General features: G+C 41.0%; 17 protein-coding genes. 8 read left to right on the plus strand and 9 right to left on the minus strand.

Annotated features, from left to right (window positions below; all coding sequences use genetic code 11):
• Window positions 1-81 precede the first annotated feature (81 nt).
• The gene (locus H6G08_RS08550; RefSeq protein ID WP_190540486.1) at window positions 82-582 is read right to left on the minus strand and encodes a hypothetical protein; all 501 of its coding nucleotides are present in this window, start codon (window positions 580-582) and stop codon (window positions 82-84) included.
• Window positions 583-887: 305 nt separating this feature from the next.
• Between H6G08_RS08550 and H6G08_RS08555 the strand changes: the two genes are divergently transcribed.
• Complete coding sequence (locus H6G08_RS08555) at window positions 888-1070, plus strand: hypothetical protein (RefSeq protein WP_096645512.1); 183 nt, start codon at window positions 888-890, stop codon at window positions 1068-1070.
• Between the two features lie 65 nt (window positions 1071-1135).
• Window positions 1136-1921 (plus strand): HAD family hydrolase, encoded by a 786-nt coding sequence (locus tag H6G08_RS08560; RefSeq protein WP_190540488.1) that lies wholly within the window; start codon window positions 1136-1138, stop codon window positions 1919-1921.
• 183 nt (window positions 1922-2104) lie between these two features.
• Here the strand turns inward: H6G08_RS08560 and H6G08_RS08565 are convergent, their stop codons facing one another.
• Both H6G08_RS08565 and H6G08_RS08570 read right to left on the minus strand, forming a co-directional pair.
• Entirely contained in the window at window positions 2105-2611 is a 507-nt protein-coding gene (locus H6G08_RS08565; RefSeq protein ID WP_190540498.1) for a pentapeptide repeat-containing protein, read from the minus strand.
• A gap of 111 nt (window positions 2612-2722) precedes the next feature.
• Window positions 2723-4246, minus strand: a complete 1524-nt coding sequence (locus H6G08_RS08570; RefSeq protein WP_190540500.1) for an LCP family protein — start codon at window positions 4244-4246, stop codon at window positions 2723-2725.
• A gap of 116 nt (window positions 4247-4362) precedes the next feature.
• On the opposite strand from H6G08_RS08570, the gene H6G08_RS08575 reads away from it, so the two are divergent.
• From H6G08_RS08575 to H6G08_RS08585, 3 genes are all read left to right on the plus strand, one after another.
• Window positions 4363-5427: a mannose-1-phosphate guanylyltransferase gene (locus tag H6G08_RS08575; RefSeq protein ID WP_190540502.1), complete on the plus strand. Its 1065-nt coding sequence runs from the start codon at window positions 4363-4365 to the stop codon at window positions 5425-5427.
• A 193-nt stretch (window positions 5428-5620) separates the two neighbouring features.
• Window positions 5621-7267, plus strand: coding sequence for an ABC1 kinase family protein (locus H6G08_RS08580; protein WP_190540504.1), 1647 nt, complete (start codon window positions 5621-5623; stop codon window positions 7265-7267).
• Between the two features lie 5 nt (window positions 7268-7272).
• Window positions 7273-8253 (plus strand): ABC transporter ATP-binding protein, encoded by a 981-nt coding sequence (locus H6G08_RS08585; protein WP_190540506.1) that lies wholly within the window; start codon window positions 7273-7275, stop codon window positions 8251-8253.
• A gap of 75 nt (window positions 8254-8328) precedes the next feature.
• Here the strand turns inward: H6G08_RS08585 and H6G08_RS08590 are convergent, their stop codons facing one another.
• The 3 genes from H6G08_RS08590 to H6G08_RS08600 are packed head-to-tail and all read right to left on the minus strand — an operon-like array spanning window position 8329 to window position 9285.
• Complete coding sequence (locus H6G08_RS08590) at window positions 8329-8754, minus strand: HNH endonuclease (protein WP_190540508.1); 426 nt, start codon at window positions 8752-8754, stop codon at window positions 8329-8331.
• Entirely contained in the window at window positions 8751-9140 is a 390-nt protein-coding gene (locus H6G08_RS08595) for a hypothetical protein (protein WP_190540510.1), read from the minus strand. Before H6G08_RS08595 ends, H6G08_RS08590 begins: the two co-directional genes overlap by 4 nt.
• Before the next feature lie 4 nt (window positions 9141-9144).
• Window positions 9145-9285 (minus strand): hypothetical protein, encoded by a 141-nt coding sequence (locus tag H6G08_RS08600; RefSeq protein ID WP_190540512.1) that lies wholly within the window; start codon window positions 9283-9285, stop codon window positions 9145-9147.
• A gap of 58 nt (window positions 9286-9343) precedes the next feature.
• On the opposite strand from H6G08_RS08600, the gene H6G08_RS08605 reads away from it, so the two are divergent.
• Window positions 9344-11122, plus strand: a complete 1779-nt coding sequence (locus H6G08_RS08605; RefSeq protein ID WP_190540514.1) for a GmrSD restriction endonuclease domain-containing protein — start codon at window positions 9344-9346, stop codon at window positions 11120-11122.
• 205 nt (window positions 11123-11327) lie between these two features.
• A complete protein-coding gene (locus H6G08_RS08610) occupies window positions 11328-13775 on the plus strand; it encodes a VIT domain-containing protein (protein WP_190540516.1) in 2448 nt (815 codons plus the stop codon).
• A 174-nt stretch (window positions 13776-13949) separates the two neighbouring features.
• Here the strand turns inward: H6G08_RS08610 and ureG are convergent, their stop codons facing one another.
• The 3 genes from ureG to ureE all read right to left on the minus strand — a co-directional run bounded on the left by ureG (window position 13950) and on the right by ureE (window position 15766).
• Window positions 13950-14549, minus strand: a complete 600-nt coding sequence (ureG, locus tag H6G08_RS08615) for an urease accessory protein UreG (RefSeq protein WP_190540518.1) — start codon at window positions 14547-14549, stop codon at window positions 13950-13952.
• 109 nt (window positions 14550-14658) lie between these two features.
• Window positions 14659-15345, minus strand: a complete 687-nt coding sequence (locus H6G08_RS08620) for an urease accessory protein UreF (protein WP_190540520.1) — start codon at window positions 15343-15345, stop codon at window positions 14659-14661.
• Window positions 15326-15766 carry an urease accessory protein UreE gene (ureE, locus tag H6G08_RS08625; RefSeq protein WP_190540522.1) on the minus strand — a complete coding sequence of 147 codons (441 nt, stop codon included), beginning with the start codon at window positions 15764-15766 and terminating at the stop codon, window positions 15326-15328. The genes H6G08_RS08620 and ureE overlap by 20 nt, the downstream gene beginning before the upstream one ends.
• Window positions 15767-15889: 123 nt before the next feature.
• Between ureE and H6G08_RS08630 the strand changes: the two genes are divergently transcribed.
• The gene (locus tag H6G08_RS08630; RefSeq protein WP_190540524.1) at window positions 15890-18628 is read left to right on the plus strand and encodes a cation-translocating P-type ATPase; all 2739 of its coding nucleotides are present in this window, start codon (window positions 15890-15892) and stop codon (window positions 18626-18628) included.
• Window positions 18629-19196 lie beyond the last annotated feature (568 nt).

Here is a 19196-nt window from a genome sequence, read left to right on the forward strand (position 1 = left end):
TTGACGGTTGACGGTTGACGGTTGACGGTTGACGGTTGACTGTTGACTATTGATTATTGACTGTTGACTGTTGACTATTGATTATTGATTGTATAAACCGAAAGATGACTTGGTTTCCCATTGATTATTGTTTCTTTCCAGATAGAGAATACTTGCATAATTTGGACTGGATGGACAATAGGCTGCTAATTGAATTAATGCTTGGGAAAAATCGGGAGAAAATCCTGGTCGAGTTAACCAATAAAAATTAGCCCAGCGATAATTGTAGTCAGCACATAATCGGTTAGCTTCTGCGTCAGAAATCAGGGTGACTTGAGAATTAGCGATCGCATTTTTGAATAAGTATCTTTCCCTATTCATCAATACCCAATCATCGTAAGCCGCTTTCGGTACATTGTACGCCCCATCAAAAAACGAGCCACACTTGGACAGTTTTGGAAAACTCATATTTTCCCAAGCAATTATTTCACCGTCACCTTTAGGAGAAAAAATGCTACAGGAAGTTTCGATGAGGTAGTCTTGCCCAATTTGCTCACCTTTAATTAAGGTAGAGATAATCTGGGTTTCAAATTGCGATCGCATATCCATAGCATTAAGAAAAAATACATGAAATCAGTTATAAAATATACTCAATTCTTTTGAAAATTAGTAATAGGATAGATGGTAGGGGCATGGCAATGCCATGCCCTCTAAAATATATTGATGTGCTGCAAACAATATTTAAATTAGTATAAATTCATCAATAGCTGTATAACCTAGCAGCCATAAGGTTTTGCGGCTGAGATGGAGTATAATTTAACCTTGCTCAGAGAAATTTATCAGCAACCTCTAGCGCGGATACTCTAACATATTAAGAAACACCACAATCGTTAATGGTAGAGGTATCAATGGACGCTTTAGTGGAAACCCTAGAGACAAAATTGCGTCAGTGGAAGCCTGATGTTGCTGAACAGGTAAAGCAATATGTAGCAGCAATCATCGAAATGGCTGACCAAGATGCGTTAGATATTCTTCATTCCAGGGATGCTGATCAACAAGCGTTAGACTCTTTTGAAGAATCTGCAAACTAGCATGATACAGAAAAATTCTTGCCGGATGGGATAAGCTAACCAAAGCAGTTTTCATCCTCAAACCCATGACCGCAAGTAGTCCCACAATTTTAGCCCTAGACTTTGATGGAGTGATTTGCGATGGATTAATTGAATATTTTGAAGTAGCATGGCGTACCTATTGTCAAATTTGGTCGCCTGCTAATAAAATACCAGCCGATAACTTAGCTGCAAGATTTTATCGCCTCAGACCAGTAATTGAAACAGGTTGGGAAATGCCTGTTTTAATTAAAGCTTTAGTTGATGGTATTGATGATGACAAGATTCTTCACGAATGGGTAACTATTGCCCCACAAATTTTATTAGACTATAAGCTACAAGCCAGAGAAATTGCCGCAATATTAGATAATTCTCGCGATCGCTGGATTGCTAACGATTTAGATGGTTGGTTAAGCTTGCATAGATTTTATCCTGGTGTAATTGATAAAATCAAAGCCACTGTTGCCAGTAACGTTAAGTTATATATCGTCACCACAAAAGAAGGGCGTTTTGTGCAGCAGTTATTACAGCAAGCAGGTGTAGATTTAGCGCCCATAGTCATATTTGGCAAAGAAGAGAAGCGCCCTAAATACGAAATTCTCCGGGAATTAATCCAAAATGCTGAATATAAACCCGTAAGTCTGTGGTTTGTCGAAGATAGGCTGAAAACTTTGGAATTAGTTCAGCAGCAATCAGACTTAGCAGATGTGAAATTATTTTTAGCTGACTGGGGCTATAATACTCAAGCTGAAAGAGAAGCGGCGCAAAATAGCCAGCGTATTCAGCTAATATCACTGTCTGTGTTTGGTCAAGAGTTTTCTAGTTGGGCATAGGGCATTGGGCATGGAAAAGACCGATTTTTATGGGAACTCCAAAAAATAAATTATCCAACTTGTAGGGGCACGGCATCTACAAACTTTCGGTATTACCGATATTTTATCGGTGCCGTGCCCCTACGAAAGATGTGGTTCTTCGACAAATCTCAATGCCCCATGCCCAATGCCCCATGCCCATCTTTATCTACACCCCAAACTTTCGCGTGTAGAAACGCCGGTCACAGGGTTAACGCCATCAGCGCGATCGCATAATAACGATACTTGATAGCGGTCAATTAATGCATCTGTAAAATCAGCACCAGTAATCTCCGCATCATAAAAGCGACTATTGGTCAAAGTTGCTTCTGTAAAAATCGCATTTTTTAAATTTGCTTTATCAAAAGTTACGCGGTCAACTAAAGCACCAGTCAGGTTTGCATCTTGTAAATTAGCTTTTAATAAAACGCCTTTTGTGAGAATAGCATTTTTTAAATTAGCACCTTGAAAATTTGCTTCTCGCATTTCTGCAGCGACAAATTTAGCACCAGCTAAATCAGTATAAGAAAAATCGCGTTTTTCTAAATGAGTATTGTTGTAATTAATCGTCTTTTCTTGTGCAAAAGCTGGTTTAGGAGTAAAAATCACCCATAAACCAGCTAATAGTAAAATAAGTATTAAACTCCAAAGCCGTAGCCAGAAATTTCTCATAAATTTTTACCGAGTCAAAAGTCCCAAGTCACAATCAAAAGTTCTACTTAATATATTTTGAACCATTAACTATTGACCATTGACCATTGACTAATGACTCTTAACTCATGACTACTTCCAATCCTTACCGATACGAATTGTCAGATCAGATTCCAAATCTCCAGTAGCGGAAACTTCAACTTGACCTAAACCTACTATTTCTTGGAGGTTATCTCCTAGTTTTCGGTTACCTTTTTGGACAATAATTTGTGTTTGACGTTGGGTATCAGGCCAATCTGGCACTGCGTAAACACTGGTGAAGCCTTTTTGTTTGAGATAATTGATAACTTTTTCAGTTAACTGCGGTTGATTAGAAGCATTTTGAATAGCAATTTTGAGTTTAGGCACCGATCGCGCATCAGCTTTAAGACCAGGTACATTTACCCCAACATAATCATTCAATAGGCTTTGTTGTCCAGTCATATTCAACCAATAACTATCAGGATCTTGGCTGAAACGGCTGAAGCCACCAGGTAACACAGTCATTTGGAAATTGTCTCGGTCTTGATTGAGCGAGAAATTTACCAATGCCATCATTTCTTCAATTTTCAGGTTGGTATCAAAATACTTCCGCATAATTCGGGTTAATTGCGGCAACCTCGGTAAAACAGTCGGACTATTTAGACGTTCAAATAACGCCTTAATCAGCGCTTGCTGGCGTTGGACTCTAGGGAGATCCCCTAAGCCTGGTTCGCGGTAACGCACAAATAGTTCTGCTTGTTCGCCGTTGAGGGTTTGCCAACCACTAACCAAACTCACAGATTTACCAGCCGCATCTTGATATGACATTGCTTGGGGAACGAAAACTTCTACCCCACCCAATTGATCGACTAACTGACGTAAGCCACTAGTCGAGATGCGCATATAGCGATCGATTGGTGCATTACTCAAAGTCCGGCTGACTACCCGTGCTGCTAACACAGGGCCGCCTTGAGCATTGGCATCAGATACTTTGGTTAATCCCTTTTCTTCAGGGATAGCAATCATAGTATCCTTAGGAATGGAAAGCACTTTAATTGACTTATCGCCGGGGTTAAGTCGCGCCATCAGCATCGTATCGCTTTTACCAGCAAAACTTTCTGGCGAGCCATCAACAGTACCTTTAACTGGTTCAATCCCCATAATTAAAATATTCATGGGTCTTGAAAGCTGATATTCGGAGATTTTACCCCATAGCTCCCCAGGTAAAGGAATTTTTTGCTGTTCTTTAACTCCCAGTCCTGTATCTTCCTCTGTTTGGTCGAGATTACTCCATAAAGGAGTCCACAACGCCAAGGTAGATACTAGTAACCCAGATAAAACAATTCCCAAAACAACTGTTAATACCCATAACAGCCATTTCGGCATTGTTAAACCCAACCGTTCATAAAGCTGGTTGGGAATTTCACCTACAGACTCAACTACACCGCGAGAAACATGAGTTTGTTCCTCTGGTTGAACTTCTGGTTCTGCTGCTGGTGCTGGTGCTGGTGCTTCTGGCGATGGTACCTGATTTTCTGAACGCGGCAATTGTTGAGGTTTAACCCCATTTAACTCTAATTCTGCTACTTGTTGCGGCGTGATTTGATTTTCCGCCCATTGCATTTGTTTAATCACAATTATCTCCCCACTCAACCACTCCCTAAAAGTTATGTTAATGCAAGCTACAAATATTGCCAGTAGATCAGCCCACTGTAAACTTGTAGTGTTCTTTAGTAGGTGTGTATGACAAAATGACTAATCCATTGTTCCCCGTAATCCTTGCTGGTGGTAAAGGTGAGCGTTTTTGGCCATTGAGTCGTTATCGGCGACCCAAGCAATTTTTAAGCCTTGATGGTAGCTCTAGGAGCCTACTACAAGCAACAGCCGATCGACTGATAAATGTGGTCGGCGCATGGGATTCGTTGTTTGTCGTTACTTCTGCTTTGATAGCTGAAGGTGTGCGACAACAACTACCGCAATTGCCGTCACAAAATTTATTAATCGAGTCTGAGGGAAGAGACACCGCCGCCGCCGTTGCTTGGACAAGTTTAGAAATCAAACAGCGCTATGGTGAAGACGCTGTTATCGGCTTTTTCCCTGCTGACCACTGGATTGACGACCAACAGGCATTTGCAGACACATTACATGCTGCAACCTCATTAGCGGCAAGTACAGAAGCGATTGTCACACTGGGGATCAAGCCAACTTTTCCCTCAACTGGTTACGGTTATATCGAACAAGGCGCAAAAATTGGTAGCTTTAATGAGTTGCCAGCTTATCACGTGAACCGCTTTACTGAAAAGCCCAACCGCGAAACGGCGGAATCTTTTTTAGCAACGGGACGTTTTAGCTGGAATAGTGGCATGTTCTTTTTTCGCGCTGGGGTAGTTCTAAAAGAACTGTACACCCATGCTCCGGAAATTATTGAACCTCTAGCACAAAATGGGCCTGATATTTACCCGCAATTACCTAAAAAAAGTATAGACTATGCTCTTATGGAAAAAACCAATTTAGCATATGTCTTACCAGTGTCATTTGGTTGGGACGATCTCGGCGATTGGAATGCAATTGAGCGCTTACTAAAAACAGAAGAGACTCCCAATGTGGAACTAGCTACCCATGTAGGTCTGGATACCAAAGGGTCACTGCTTTACGCCACCGATGCCGATGATGTAATTGTTACCATAGGCTTAGAGGATGTTGTGATTGTGCGCGATCGCAATGTCACCCTCATAGTCAAAAAAGACCGTACCCAGGAAATAAAGCAGATACTCAAAACAATCCAAAGCGATCCCCGATTTACCGACTTGCTATAGCTGTAAAAGTTAAAACCCTTGGCAGAGGTTAATATTCTGCTTATTTTATTATAACTAGGGTGAGGGGTAAGAGCTAGAGGCTAGGTGCATTTATCAGGTGCATTTATAAGTATTTAATAATTAGTTGTCTTTTTTAGATTCCTCGCGTCTCCCTCATCTTCTTTTGCCTCACTACTCCCCAATCGCCAAAAAAATGTTCCTCACTCAAACTGTTCCGCGTCAACGAGAAATTATTGAAGTAGTGCTGCGTAATGGCTGGGACTATATGCGCAGGCTACTAACTGGTGGTAAAGCTGATGAACCTCAGTTACCTACACCGGCAGTCTTAAAAAATATTCTGGTGGATTTGGGGCCAGTTTATGTCAAACTCGGTCAGCTATTATCTACCCGTCCAGATTTACTGAGTGCTGGCTATATTGAGGAACTTTCAACGCTGCAAGATGAAGTTCCCCCAGTTCCTTGGACGGAAATCGAAATTCTGTTACGCCAACAGTTAAAAGCACCGCTAGAACAAACTTTTAGAACTGTGAATCCCGTACCAGTAGCGGCGGGATCAATTGCCCAAACCCATCGCGCTACATTAATTGATGGTAGAGAAGTGGCGTTAAAGGTGCAACGTCCGGGGATCGACTTAACAGTTGCTCAAGATATTGCTTTAATTCAAGGAATTGCCGATTTAGTCGCCAGGACGGATTTTGGGCGAAATAATGAGATAAAATCGATTGCGGAAGAATTTACCAAAGCCCTAGAAGCTGAATTAGATTTTACGCGGGAAGCGGGATATACAGACCAACTGCGGCGGAATTTATCTAAGAGTAAATGGTACGATCCCCAGCAAATAGTAGTAGCGCAAATCTATTGGGAATTAACTACAGAAAAATTAATGGTGATGGAATGGCTAGAAGGTGTGCCCATACTTTCAGCCAGGTTAAATAGTAATAATAATGGTAAAGATCCCGTTACAGAACGCAAAGCCATCACGAGTTTATTATTTAGAGTATTTTTTCAACAACTATATATAGATGGATTTTTTCACGCCGATCCCCATCCGGGAAATTTATTTTACCTCACAGATGGGCGGATAGCACTGTTAGATTGCGGTATGGTGGGCAGACTCGATCCCCGCACCCAGCAGATTTTAACTGAAATGCTGTTAGCGATTGTAGATTTGGATGCCCAGCGATGTGCCCAGTTAACTTTACAGCTAGCAGATTCTAGCCAGCCGGTGATTTTAGCCCGGCTAGAAAATGATTATGACCGGATGCTGCGCAAGTATCTGAATGTAAATTTATCAGAAATTAATTTTAGTCAAGTAATTTACGAAATTTTACAAGTCGCCCGGAATAATAAAATTCGCTTGCCGAGTAATATGGGCTTGTATGCTAAAACCTTGGCGAATTTGGAAGGGCTAGCGCGGGGATTTAACCCAGAATTGAATTTTGTTGAGGAAATTCAGCCATTATTAACAGATTTGTTCCGCCGTCAGTTAGTTGGGGAAAATCCAGTGCGATCGCTCTTAAGAACCGCATTGGATATCAAAAGTCTATCTCTACAATCTCCCCGACAAATTGAACTGTTGTTAGATAGAGTCACATCGGAAACATTGCAGTGGAATTTATCCCTACGGGGTTTAGATGGTATGCGCCGCACCGTAGATGATGCAGCCAATCGGCTATCTTTTAGCATCCTCGTAGGTTCACTGATAATGGGAGCAGCAATTATATCTAACCATGCTCAGACAAGCCAGCTATCTTTTTTGAGTACAGTTTTGTTTGCTGTAGCTAGTTTATTGGGGCTGTGGCTAATTGTGAGTATTTTGCGATCGGGTCGTTTAAAATAAGGCTTATGCCGATAATCGTGGCTGAAAACCTCAGCAAATTTTATCCTGTGGCGGTCAAAGAACCGGGAATTAAAGGAACTCTTACCCACTTTTTCCGCCGCACCTACCGTTCTATTAAAGCAGTTCAAGATGTTTCCTTTGAAATCGCTACTGGAGAAGTAGTTGGTTTTTTAGGGCCGAATGGTGCAGGGAAAACTACCACCCTAAAAATGCTGACGGGATTGATTCACCCTTCTAGCGGGAAGGTGAGAGTCGCGGGACAAATTCCCTTTCATCGCCAAGAAGCTTTTTTACAAAAGATTACTTTGGTGATGGGACAAAAGCAGCAGTTGATTTGGGATTTACCTGCTTTAGATTCTTTGAGAATTAACGCTGCTGTTTACAATATTAGCGATCGCGAATTTAAACAGCGAGTTGGCGAATTATCCGAGATGCTGTCTCTGGGAGGAAAGCTTAACCAACCAGTGCGGAAACTATCTTTAGGCGAAAGAATGAAAGCGGAACTTTTAGCCGCACTTTTACACCGTCCCCAGGTATTGTTTTTGGATGAACCTACCTTAGGATTAGATGTGAATGCGCAAGCAGGAGTCCGGGATTTTTTACGGGAGTATAATCAGCGTTATCAAGCAACTGTACTGTTGACTAGTCATTACATGGCTGACATTACAGCTTTATGTCAACGGGTGTTGTTGATTCATCAAGGAACGCTGATGTACGATGGCAGCTTAGATGAACTCTTAGAACGTTTCGCACCTTACAGAGAAATTCATATTGAGTTAGCCCAATGTTTACCGCCAGAAAAACTCGCAATCTATGGTGAAGTGCAGCTTTTAGAAGGGCGGAGTGTGAGTTTTTTAGTTCCGCAGGAGGCGCTGACGCAAACAGTGTCACGGATTTTGGCGGATTTGGAAGTGGTGGATTTAAAGGTAACTGAACCGCCTGTAGAAGAGGTGATTGGGAAGGTTTTTCAGGTGGGTGTGGTTTGAGAATAGTAGATATAATCACAAAAATGTTAGCAATTCAAAATTGCAATAAAAGTATAAGTCAATTTACAATTTGGCTCATGATTCAGTTGGTGGATGCCAGCCAGCTGACACCCAAGCTTGCCTAACAGTTACAGCATAAGGATTATTTAATTGTAAAGCTAAGACAGTTGCACGACCACAAGCACTCAGACCCGCAATTTGAGTGCCATCATTTGTCCAAGTGAAATGATCTGACCATTTTTGTTGACGAGGGTTGAACAGATGAACTTTAGTGTTCGTTATTGGATCTCTTGCATGAGTCTGGACACCTTTGTAAGAGTTACATAACCTACAGGCAAGCCATAGATTTTCCTCATCATCAGTCCCGTCTGCTGCTTTAGGAATGATGTGTTCAATTTCGAGAATTCCCAAAACATACTTTTGGAGACTAAGGCAGTAACCACACTGATTGTTTGCTTGTGTCCGGATTCGCGCCCGGATTTCTTCTGGAATTTGACTCACTTGCTTAAAGGTTGGATTAATCCGCGTTTAACAGCTTCGCTGAGTGCAGTTGCTTTCCGCAAAAGTCCTTCCTGATAAATCTGCATCAGGGCTTGTAACTCTGGGCGTTCATCTTCATTAAGAGTACCTGCTTGTTGGCGATCGAGCAATTGACTCAGGCGGGTATCCTGTTCTGCTTCCATTTTCAGGTCAGTTAAAGCTAGAACTTGTTCATCAGATAGCACAGAGATAGCTTCAAGATTATTAACTTCTATGCTGACGGGTGGAATGGAAAGTTGAAGAGTCTCTGCCAAAATGCTAGCAATATCCCGATTGGCTAGCCGTGCAAAACGTTCGGCACGTTGGTAAATCTCGTCTGGCAAGGTAATGGTAATTTTTGTACTCATGACTCTACAATGAATCTTCTTCTCTATTTTTACCTGCGATCGCATCTACTCTCAACGATAAATGCGATCGCTTTAAAGTTATTAGTACTAATATCTTGCTAATAACTTTAAATACATTACTTGAGCTAAAAATAAGTAAAATCACTATTTTAGCTGTATAATCTGGAGAAAATTATTCACATCTACATCTAAAAACGATAGTTATGAGTATTGTTCCACGTGGCATGAATATTACTGAAGCTTACCAACTTTACCGTTCAGGTAGCTTATTAGTAAATCGAAAATATCAACGGAAATTGATTTGGTCTGCTGAAGAAAAAGAAAAACTTATAGGAAGTATTCTTAAAGGTTATCCAATTCCTTTAATTTTATTAGCAGAACGTCCTCAAATCTATGGCAGTGGAAAATATGAAATTATCGATGGAATGCAAAGACTCAATGCTATATGTGGATTTATAGAAAATTTATTTACATTTGATAATAAATATTTTAATACTGAGGAATTTTCATATGCTAAACAGTTAGCTGATGAAAATGTCTTTAAAGTAGCAGGTAAAGATGCGTTATTTCTTTCTAGAAAGGAATGCGCTGATATTATTCATTATCAAATTGCCGTTACTATCTATACCGCAATAGAAGAAAGCGATATAACAGAAGTTTTCGGAAGAATCAACTCAAGTGGAAAGCATTTAAGTAGTCAAGAAAGGCGACAAGCTGGTGTAACTACACCGTTTGCCGAAGTTACACGTGTAATTGCAATGAAATTACGCGGAGATGACACTCCTAAAATACTTCATTTGTCTCAAATGCCTCAAGTAAGTATTGACTCAAAACAGTCCAATCAAGGCTATGGAGTTCAAGCTGAAGATACTCTGTGGTGCAAGCAAGGAATTCTTAGGGTATCTGAATTACGTGATAGTGAAGATGAAGATATGATTGCAGATATTTCAGCATCTATTTTGCTAGAAGAGCCTCTTCCCAGAAGTAAAGAACGTTTAGATAGCCTCTATGATGAACAAAGTAGCTATTTTCAGGATATAGCGAAATCTTTAGCAGTTTATACAGCAGATAAGCTAGAAGAAAATATTGTCCAAACATTTTCTGTTCTGGCAGAAACTATCGAAGCATACAGCCAGGAAAGTAAGTGCTTGTTGAATATTGTCAACCCTGGTAGCCACAATCCTATACCGCAAGCATTTTATACAATATTTATGGCTTTTTTTGATTTGATAATTAACCAAGAGCTTTTTCCAGCTAACATAGAAGGGATTATGAATGCGCTCAAGAATCTCCAACAAAAGCTAGATTTGAGCCGTCGCTATACAACCATACAAGATCGTAGAAATAATATTAATCAAACTAAAGGTTTGATTCAAGATTATTTTGCTAAAAAAGAGATATCAACTCTAGGACAAGGTGTTGAATTAATACAAAATTTTAAGAATTCTTTACTTCGCTCTCTTATAGAAACTACAAAATATGAATGTAAGCAAGGATTATGCGATTTATCTCCAAGAAGAAAACTAAATAAAGATTTACTTCAAAGACTAATTGAGACAATTTGTGGTATTGCAAATTCTGATCCTGAGAATGATGGTTATATTTTTATCGGAGTAGCTGATAAGAAAACTGATGCGGATAGAATTAAACAGTTAGATAACATTAATCCTATTGAGATTAATGGTAGATATGTTGTAGGAATTGATAGAGAAACTAAAATTATAGGAAAATCACTTGAGGATTATGTTGAGTTATTAGTAAATGCGGTTCGTCATTCTGAACTTACTAATCCTTTAAAAACTCAAGTTTTAATGAAGTTTGATACAATTTTATATAAAGGTCATTCAGTAATTAGGATAACTGTACCCTCCCAAACAGAAGTTTCATTTGTAGGTGAAGTAGCCTTTACAAGGGAAAATTCTTCAACGGTAGAAGCTAAAGGCCCAAAATTAATCGCTGTCTCTAAACGCTTTCAGAAATAAGAAATGAATTAAGATAGATAATTTGTAAATTTTTTTAGGCAACATCAAATTCTCGTGAAAGCTCGATTTAATAATGTAAGCCTCTACAGCAGTCAATTTAGTATTTAGCTACACACTGAGCATCTAGTGAGCACAAAACTGAGCACTTCTGCTACAGAAACAGACCTACGCTGAATGTAGAAAACAATAGCGTAAGGTTACTAATATGACTCAAATTCTAGAACGCCAAGCTGGTGGCTTATATGTTCAAACTCCTAACCAACAGCAAATTGCTTTTCCCCTGAAGCACACGGAAGTACAAGCTAAGGTTACAGGTAATATCTCGCGGGTGGAAGTTACCCAAAGCTTTGAAAACCCTTTTACGACTACCCTAGAAGCTGTTTATATTTTCCCGTTACCGGATGAAGCGGCTGTTGATGATATGCTGATTCGCATTGGTGACAAAACTATCAAAGGTAGTATTAAAAAGCGCCAAGAAGCACAGCAAATTTACGAACAAGCGAAGCAACAAGGACGCACTGCGGGGTTACTGGAACAGGAACGGGACAATATTTTTACTCAATCCCTGGCTAATATTAAACCTGGTGAGCAAATTGATGTGATTATTCGCTACTCGGATAGTTTGAAATTTGAGGGTGGGAATTACGAATTTGTCTTTCCGATGGTGGTAGGGCCACGTTATATTCCAGGGACGACTATCGAGGAAAATGCCGTTGGCGGTGGTTCGGCTTCTTTCCCGATGATGTCTAATCAAGATACGGATTTAGTACCAGATGCTTCGCGGTTGAATGCGCCGATTTTGCCTGCGGGGATGCGATCGCGTCATGATATTAATGTGACGGTAGAAATTGATGCAGGTGTAGAGATTCATGATGTGCGATCGCCTTCTCATCAAATCCAAATTTCTTACGAACAACAGCGCGTACTGGTAAAACTTGGGGGTGGCGATACAATCCCCAATAAAGACTTGATTTTACGTTATCAAGTTGCTGGAAATTCCACTCAAGCAACCATTCTCACCCAAGCTGATGAACGTGGCGGACACTTTGCACTATACCTGATTCCGGCTCTCCAGTACCGTCCAGAACAGGTGGTTCCTAAAGATATGGTGTTTCTCATTGATAGATCTGGTTCTCAAAGTGGCGCACCATTGATGCAATGTCAGGAATTAATGCGGCGTTTTATCAATGGACTCAATCCTCATGACACTTTTAGCATTATTGATTTCTCCGATACTACTCAGCAACTTTCGCCTGTTCCTCTCCCCAATACTTCACAGAATCGCACTTTAGCAATTAATTACATCAATCGATTAAACGCAGGTGGCGGAACGGAAATGTTACGCGGTATACGCACTGTGTTAAACTTCCCGGTAATAGATCCCGGACGGTTGCGCAGTATTGTACTGTTGACTGATGGCTATATTGGTAATGAGAACCACATCCTTGCAGAAGTTCAACGTCATCTCAAACCAGGAACTCGCCTCCATAGCTTTGGTGCTGGTAGTTCGGTGAATCGCTTCTTACTTAATCGCATTGCGGAATTAGGAAGGGGTATTTCTCGCGTGATTCGCCACGATGAACCAGTTGATGAGGTAGTGAACAAATTCTTCCGCGCCATTAATAATCCGGTTCTCGCCAACATTAATTTGCAATGGGAAGGTGATGGTGTAGCGCCAGTAATGTATCCTTCTACACCTCCTGATTTATTTGCGGAACAACCGTTAGTGCTATTTGGGCGCAAATCAGATAGTCGTGCGGGTAAACTGCATGTTAGCGGGATTGTTGCGGGTGGTACGCGCTATCAACAAAGCTTTAATGTGAATTTTGAGACGACGGGTAACCCTGCTGTTGCTCAACTTTGGGGACGTTCCCGCATCAAGGATTTGATGAATCAGATGATGAATGGGGAAACTAAATCAGGGGTGGAAGCTGTGACGGATACAGCGCTGACTTATCAATTGTTATCGCAGTACACCGCTTTTATTGCTGTGAGTGATGATATTCGAGTTAATCCTGCTGAGGCTTCTATATCTGTGCAAGTACCTGTAGAAATGCCAGAAGGTATCAGCTATGAGGGAATATTTGGTACTGCTGCGCCAACAATGTTGAGCGTTCAGTCTGACGCAGCTGAGTTTTTAACACAAGCAAGAATGCAACCTGTTGCGCTACCATCTCCAGCGCCGATGTCTCCCCCGCCGCCAATGGCTGCAATGCCATCCACTGCGATGCCTTATTTTGAGCAAACAGAGTTACCAAAAGTAGAAAGAAAAAGGGCTAAAAAGGAAGCTGAATCTGCGGTTCCCGGTGGAGTAAATTATGATGCAGAGTTAGAAGATTTAAAAGGCAAACTATCAGGAATTGCTCCTGTTTGTCATCCGCAAATTCTGAGTGTGTCAGGATTGGATCAACAGATGATTGCTTTACTGACTCAACATTTACAATCTGTGCAGTTTGTGACTAGTTTTAATGGTGATTTAGTTTTTGATTTACAAGTAAATAAAGGACGAGTCAGACAGGTGGTGCTTGATGAGCAGTTGTCTACTTTTAAGGAAGAAACAATCATTGATACGATCAGGCGATCGCTCTTGACTTGGGTAGCACCAAAGACGCTGACAACTACGGTGATTTTGACAATTAGAATTCAACCGTAATCAATTTATAACTACCGGGGGCTACCCCGGTTTTTTATCAGCATTTACGCAAAAATTTCCCAAATCCTTAATTTATTGAACCGCCTTCGCGCAGCGTCTCGCAGAGAAGACGCCAAGGACGCAGAGAGAAGAAATAGTAGAAAAAATCAATGCTGAACTTAACTGTATTGGGGTTTAAATATGTTTGCTAACAAATTCTATTACTTCTGTGAGTCCTTGTTGGGTTTTTAAGTTTGTGAAAATAAAGGGTTTATCGCCGCGCATTTTTTTGGCATCGCGTTCCATGACATTTAAATCTGCACCAACGTAGGGTGCAAGGTCGATTTTATTAATTACTAATAAATCAGATTTGGTAATTCCCGGCCCGCCTTTACGCGGGATTTTATCACCAGCCGCGACATCAATGACGTAAATTGTTAAATCTACTAATTCGGGACTAAATGTAGCTGCTAAATTATCGCCGCCACTTTCTAAAAAGACTAAATCTAAGTTAGAAAATCGCTGTTCTAACTGTTCAATTGCAGCTAAATTCATGGATGCATCTTCGCGGATTGCGGTATGGGGACAACCGCCAGTCTCTACACCCAAAATGCGATCGCTTGCTAAAGCCTGAGAACGCACCAAAAACTGTGCATCCTCCTGAGTATATATATCATTCGTCACCACTGCAATCTGGTACTGCTCGCGCAACGCCTTACATAAAGCATCTACTAACGCAGTCTTCCCAGAACCTACAGGGCCAGCAACCCCTATTCTAAATGTGTTGTTTGTCATTTGTCATTTGTCATTGGTCATTTGTCATTTGTCATTTGTCATTGGGCATGGGGCATGTTTCCCCTTCCATTCCTCTCCTCCTCTGCGCTCTCTGCGTCTCTGCGGTTCATTAACTCCTAAATAACCTCGTATACTGCGTTTCATGTTGCATACTAGCTAAAGACAAGCCCCAAGTACAACAGGCGAGATCGTCATCCTCTAAAGCTAAAATTTCTACCCCCACAACACTCAGTAATTCTTGCAAATCCAGTAATAACATCTGTCCCGCAGTTTGCCCTAAAGGTATAATTTTTACACCAGCAGTAATTAAATTACTTGCCCAACTATGCAGATATCCTAGTAAAGCAGCTTTAATATCAATTTGCCAATGAGCCGCAGCAATGCCAAATGCGATCGCATAATTACACTGACTACCAATATTATTAGTAATAGATAAAATCTCTGGTTGTAGTTTACCAAGTAACTGAATGAGCGATCGCCCCATTTGCCAGCTAGAGGTGCGTAACTCTTCTGTTTCCCTAGCCGCAGATAACCAGCGATTCCAATATGCTAAAGCCTCTAAATCACCGATTTTCACCGATTTATAAGCGCGAATCATCACCGCTGCCTCTATTCTAATAGCACCATAACGCAGTTGCGAGGTTAACCATCCTTGAAGATTTTGCTGATTGACAATGATACCTTGTTCTACCAGAGTTTCTAAACCTTCAGAATAACTATAGGCTCCCACAGGTAAAGCGGGGCTAGTTAACTGTAAAATTGATAAAAAAGCATTATCAGTGAGCATGATGTCCATAAGCTCCCTGTTCTGGCTGAAAAGGTAAAATTTCTTCTTTAATTTCCAGCCCCAGTTGTTCTAACATTGTTTGTAAAACTGAGTCTGTGGATAAGCGTAAATAGTTAATTGTGATTTCTACAGGGACATGACGATTGCCTAAATGGTAAGCTGCCCTGAGTAATAACTGTGGTGTTTGGGCAAAAACTGTCAAAACCGGTTCTGGTTTCGCCGTAATCCTAATTAAATAACTTTGGCTTTCATCTTCGAGAATATCCCCATCTTGCAATACCGTACCTCTCGGTAAACGCAAAAATACAACTTTCCCATCTTCCGTCTCAAAGCGATGACGACTGCGGGTGCGTTCTTCCGCTGTCAGAGGAAGGGTAAAGCTAACTACAGCATTAGGATTGGGCGGTTTACGTTGGGTAAACGTCAACATAATTGATCAACGAAAACTTTTAGGTACTATACCAGCGATGTGCCCATGAATCCTAAGTCACTTTTCTATCACATTTATTTTTCATAATGTTGCTGCTTGGGTAATCAATATTGAGGTAAACAAATGACAGCAACATCTGAAGAAATTATGCCGCCTAATGAATGGCATAATCTACCCGCATCAAAGGTTGCGCAACATTTAGATACAAATCTACAAACTGGTTTAACTTCAGATGAGGTGGTGAAACGACGAGAACGTTTTGGTGCAAATGAACTTCAGGCTAAATCTGGAACCAACCCAATACTAAGATTTCTGTTGCAATTTAACCAACCGTTGCTGTACATTTTGCTGATTGCGGGTGCAATTAAAGCTTTAATCGGACAGTGGGTAAATGCTTGGGTAATTTGGGGTGTTACCTTAATTAATGCGATAATCGGTTTTATTCAAGAATCGAAAGCGGAAAGTGCGATCGCAGCTTTGGCTTCTTCAGTACAAACTAATGCAACTATTCTGCGCAACAATCAAAAGTTACAAGTTCCTTCAACAGAGTTAGTACCAGGAGATTTAGTACTCCTGACTTCTGGCGATAAAGTTCCCGCCGATTTGCGTCTGATACAATCGCGGAATCTCCAAGTTAATGAATCAGCGCTGACTGGTGAATCGGTAGCCATTGAAAAAAATACCGAACCCCTTGAGGCTGATGCGCCTTTAGCTGAACGCAGCAATATGGCTTACGCTGGTAGCTTCGTCACTTTTGGCACTGGTAAGGGAATTGTAGTAGCGATTGGTGAGGAGACGGAAACCGGGCGCATCTCCCAACTGATGGAGCAAGGAACCAGCTTAAAAACGCCTTTAACGCGAAAATTTGATAAATTTAGCCGCACTTTGTTATACATCATCCTGGGTATAGCAGCGCTGACGTTTGCGGTGGGGTTGGGTTATGGCAATTCTTGGGCAAGTATGTTTGAGGCGGCGGTGGCTTTTGCTGTGAGTGCGATTCCTGAAGGCTTGCCAGCCGTAGTCACAGTGACATTAGCTATCGGTGTTTCCCGAATGGCGCGAAGACATGCGATCGTTCGGAAGTTACCCGCAGTGGAAACTCTCGGCGGCGCTACAGTTATTTGTTCTGATAAAACAGGTACGCTCACCGAAAACCAGATGACTGTACAGGCAATTTATGCAGGTGGCGAACAATACACGGTCACTGGTACGGGATACGCCCCAGAAGGAGAAATTTTATGCGATGAACAGCCTATAAATGGGCAGGATTTCCCGGTTTTAACAGAATGTTTGAAAGCTGGATTGTTATGTAATGATTCGCACCTCGAACAAAAGGAAGGAGAATGGCAGGTTGTAGGCGATCCCACAGAGGGCGGATTGATTGTTGTAGCTGATAAAGTGGGGTTGCATCGCCATAATTTAGAAATAGAAATGCCCAGACTAGATGCAATTCCCTTTGAGTCTGAGTTTCAATACATGGCAACTTTGCATGAAGATAGAAGTCAGAAAAACTCCGCAAGCGTGAGAACGGTTTATGTTAAAGGTTCGGTAGAGGCGATTCTCCAACGTTGTCAGCAGATGTTAGATACTGAAGGAAAAGCGATCGCGCTAAATCCAGAAATCATCCATCAAGAAGTAGATGTAATGGCGAATTTTGGCTTACGAGTACTAGCTTTTGCCAAAAAATCTCTAGCTAATGGGCAAAATTCTCTCAATCGTGCAGATATCGAAAAAGATTTGGTTTTCTTAGGATTGCAAGGAATGATCGATCCGCCGCGAACCGAAGCTATTAAGGCAGTAGCAGCTTGTCAGAATGCTGGTATTCAGGTGAAAATGATCACAGGCGATCATGCAGCGACAGCAAAAGCGATCGCTCAAAGTATGGGCTTCAATAAAAATGGTGAAGTTCTCGCCTTTACAGGTAAGGAACTAGCCCAAATGGATAATTCCCAACTAACTACAGCCATAGAAGATGGGGTAGTATTTGCTAGGGTTGCACCAGAACAGAAATTGCGCATTGTCGAAGCATTGCAATCGAAAGGCGAAGTCGTAGCTATGACAGGGGATGGTGTCAACGATGCACCAGCCCTCAAACAAGCAGATATTGGGATTGCGATGGGGGGTGCGGGTACAGAGGTAGCCAAAGAAGCCGCAGATATGATTTTGACTGATGATAACTTCGCTTCCATTGAAGCTGCGGTTGAGGAAGGGCGCACTGTTTATCGAAATTTATTAAAAGCGATCGCCTTTATCCTACCTGTTAATGGTGGCGAATCAATGACGATTTTGATTAGTGTCTTATTTGCTAGAGAATTACCCATTTTATCTTTACAAGTTTTGTGGCTAAACATGGTCAATTCCATTGCCATGACTGTACCTTTAGCCTTTGAACCAAAATCGCAACGGGTGATGCAACAACCACCGCGCAGCCCCCGCGAACCCTTACTTTCTCAAAGTTTAATCAAACGTATTCTGGCAATTTCTATCTTCAACTGGATTTTGATTTTTGGTGTATTTGAATGGATACAGCAAACTACAGGCAATACCGATTTAGCTCGAACAATGGCAATTCAAGCTTTAGTTGCTGGCAGAGTTATCTATCTTTTAAGTATTAGCAAATTGGGAATTTTGTTAATTAATAAACTTCGTGGTGTAAAAGAAAAATTTACCAATGTATCAGCAATGGCAATTGGCATAGCCGCTACAATAATTTTGCAGATTATTTTTAGCCAGTGGAATATAATGAACAGTTTATTTTCTACTGCGCCATTAAATTTAACTCAATGGTTAATTTGCTTGCTTATCGGCTTGCCAATGATTTTAGTCGCCACTCTAGTCAATCGTTTCGATCCTCTGAATTAATTGATAATCCATGCATATTACTACAGCAGATTATAAGTTAATGAGGTAAAGATAATCGTAGGCGCATCGCATTGCCCTACTTGTCAACTTAAGCTAAAAATAGCCTCTGTCTTAGCTTTGTCATCCGCCTTGGAATGAATTCCAAGGCTCATAGCCAAAGTCTACTAAAGTAGACTCAAGATTTTGAAGATATTTAGATAAATGTAGGTTGGGTTGAACGAAGTGAAACCCAACAAATCGCTGAAAATGCACCAACTTTATCATTTACACATATTAAAGACTGATTTTTATATTTTTTGTAAACAAAAAAGGCGATCGCTTTCTAATTTATCTCAATCAAGTACTCATTTTCCTGTTTTAAGTAAGCAAAAAGCCATTTCACCTACTCGTTAAGCCTTAACGAGTTCTCATTATTGTGTTTTCCGCAAGGAAAATACCATTTTACCTACTCAAAAAGCTTTATCGCCTACTCATTTAAGTAAATCGCGCACTCATTTTGGTGTTTTCCGCAAGTGAAAAGGTATATCGCCTACTCATTTAGGTAAATCACGCACCCATTTTAGTATTT

It is taken from the genome of Calothrix anomala FACHB-343 (assembly GCF_014696435.1).
In the GTDB taxonomy this organism is placed as follows: Bacteria; Cyanobacteriota; Cyanobacteriia; order Cyanobacteriales; family Nostocaceae; genus Aulosira; species Aulosira anomala_A.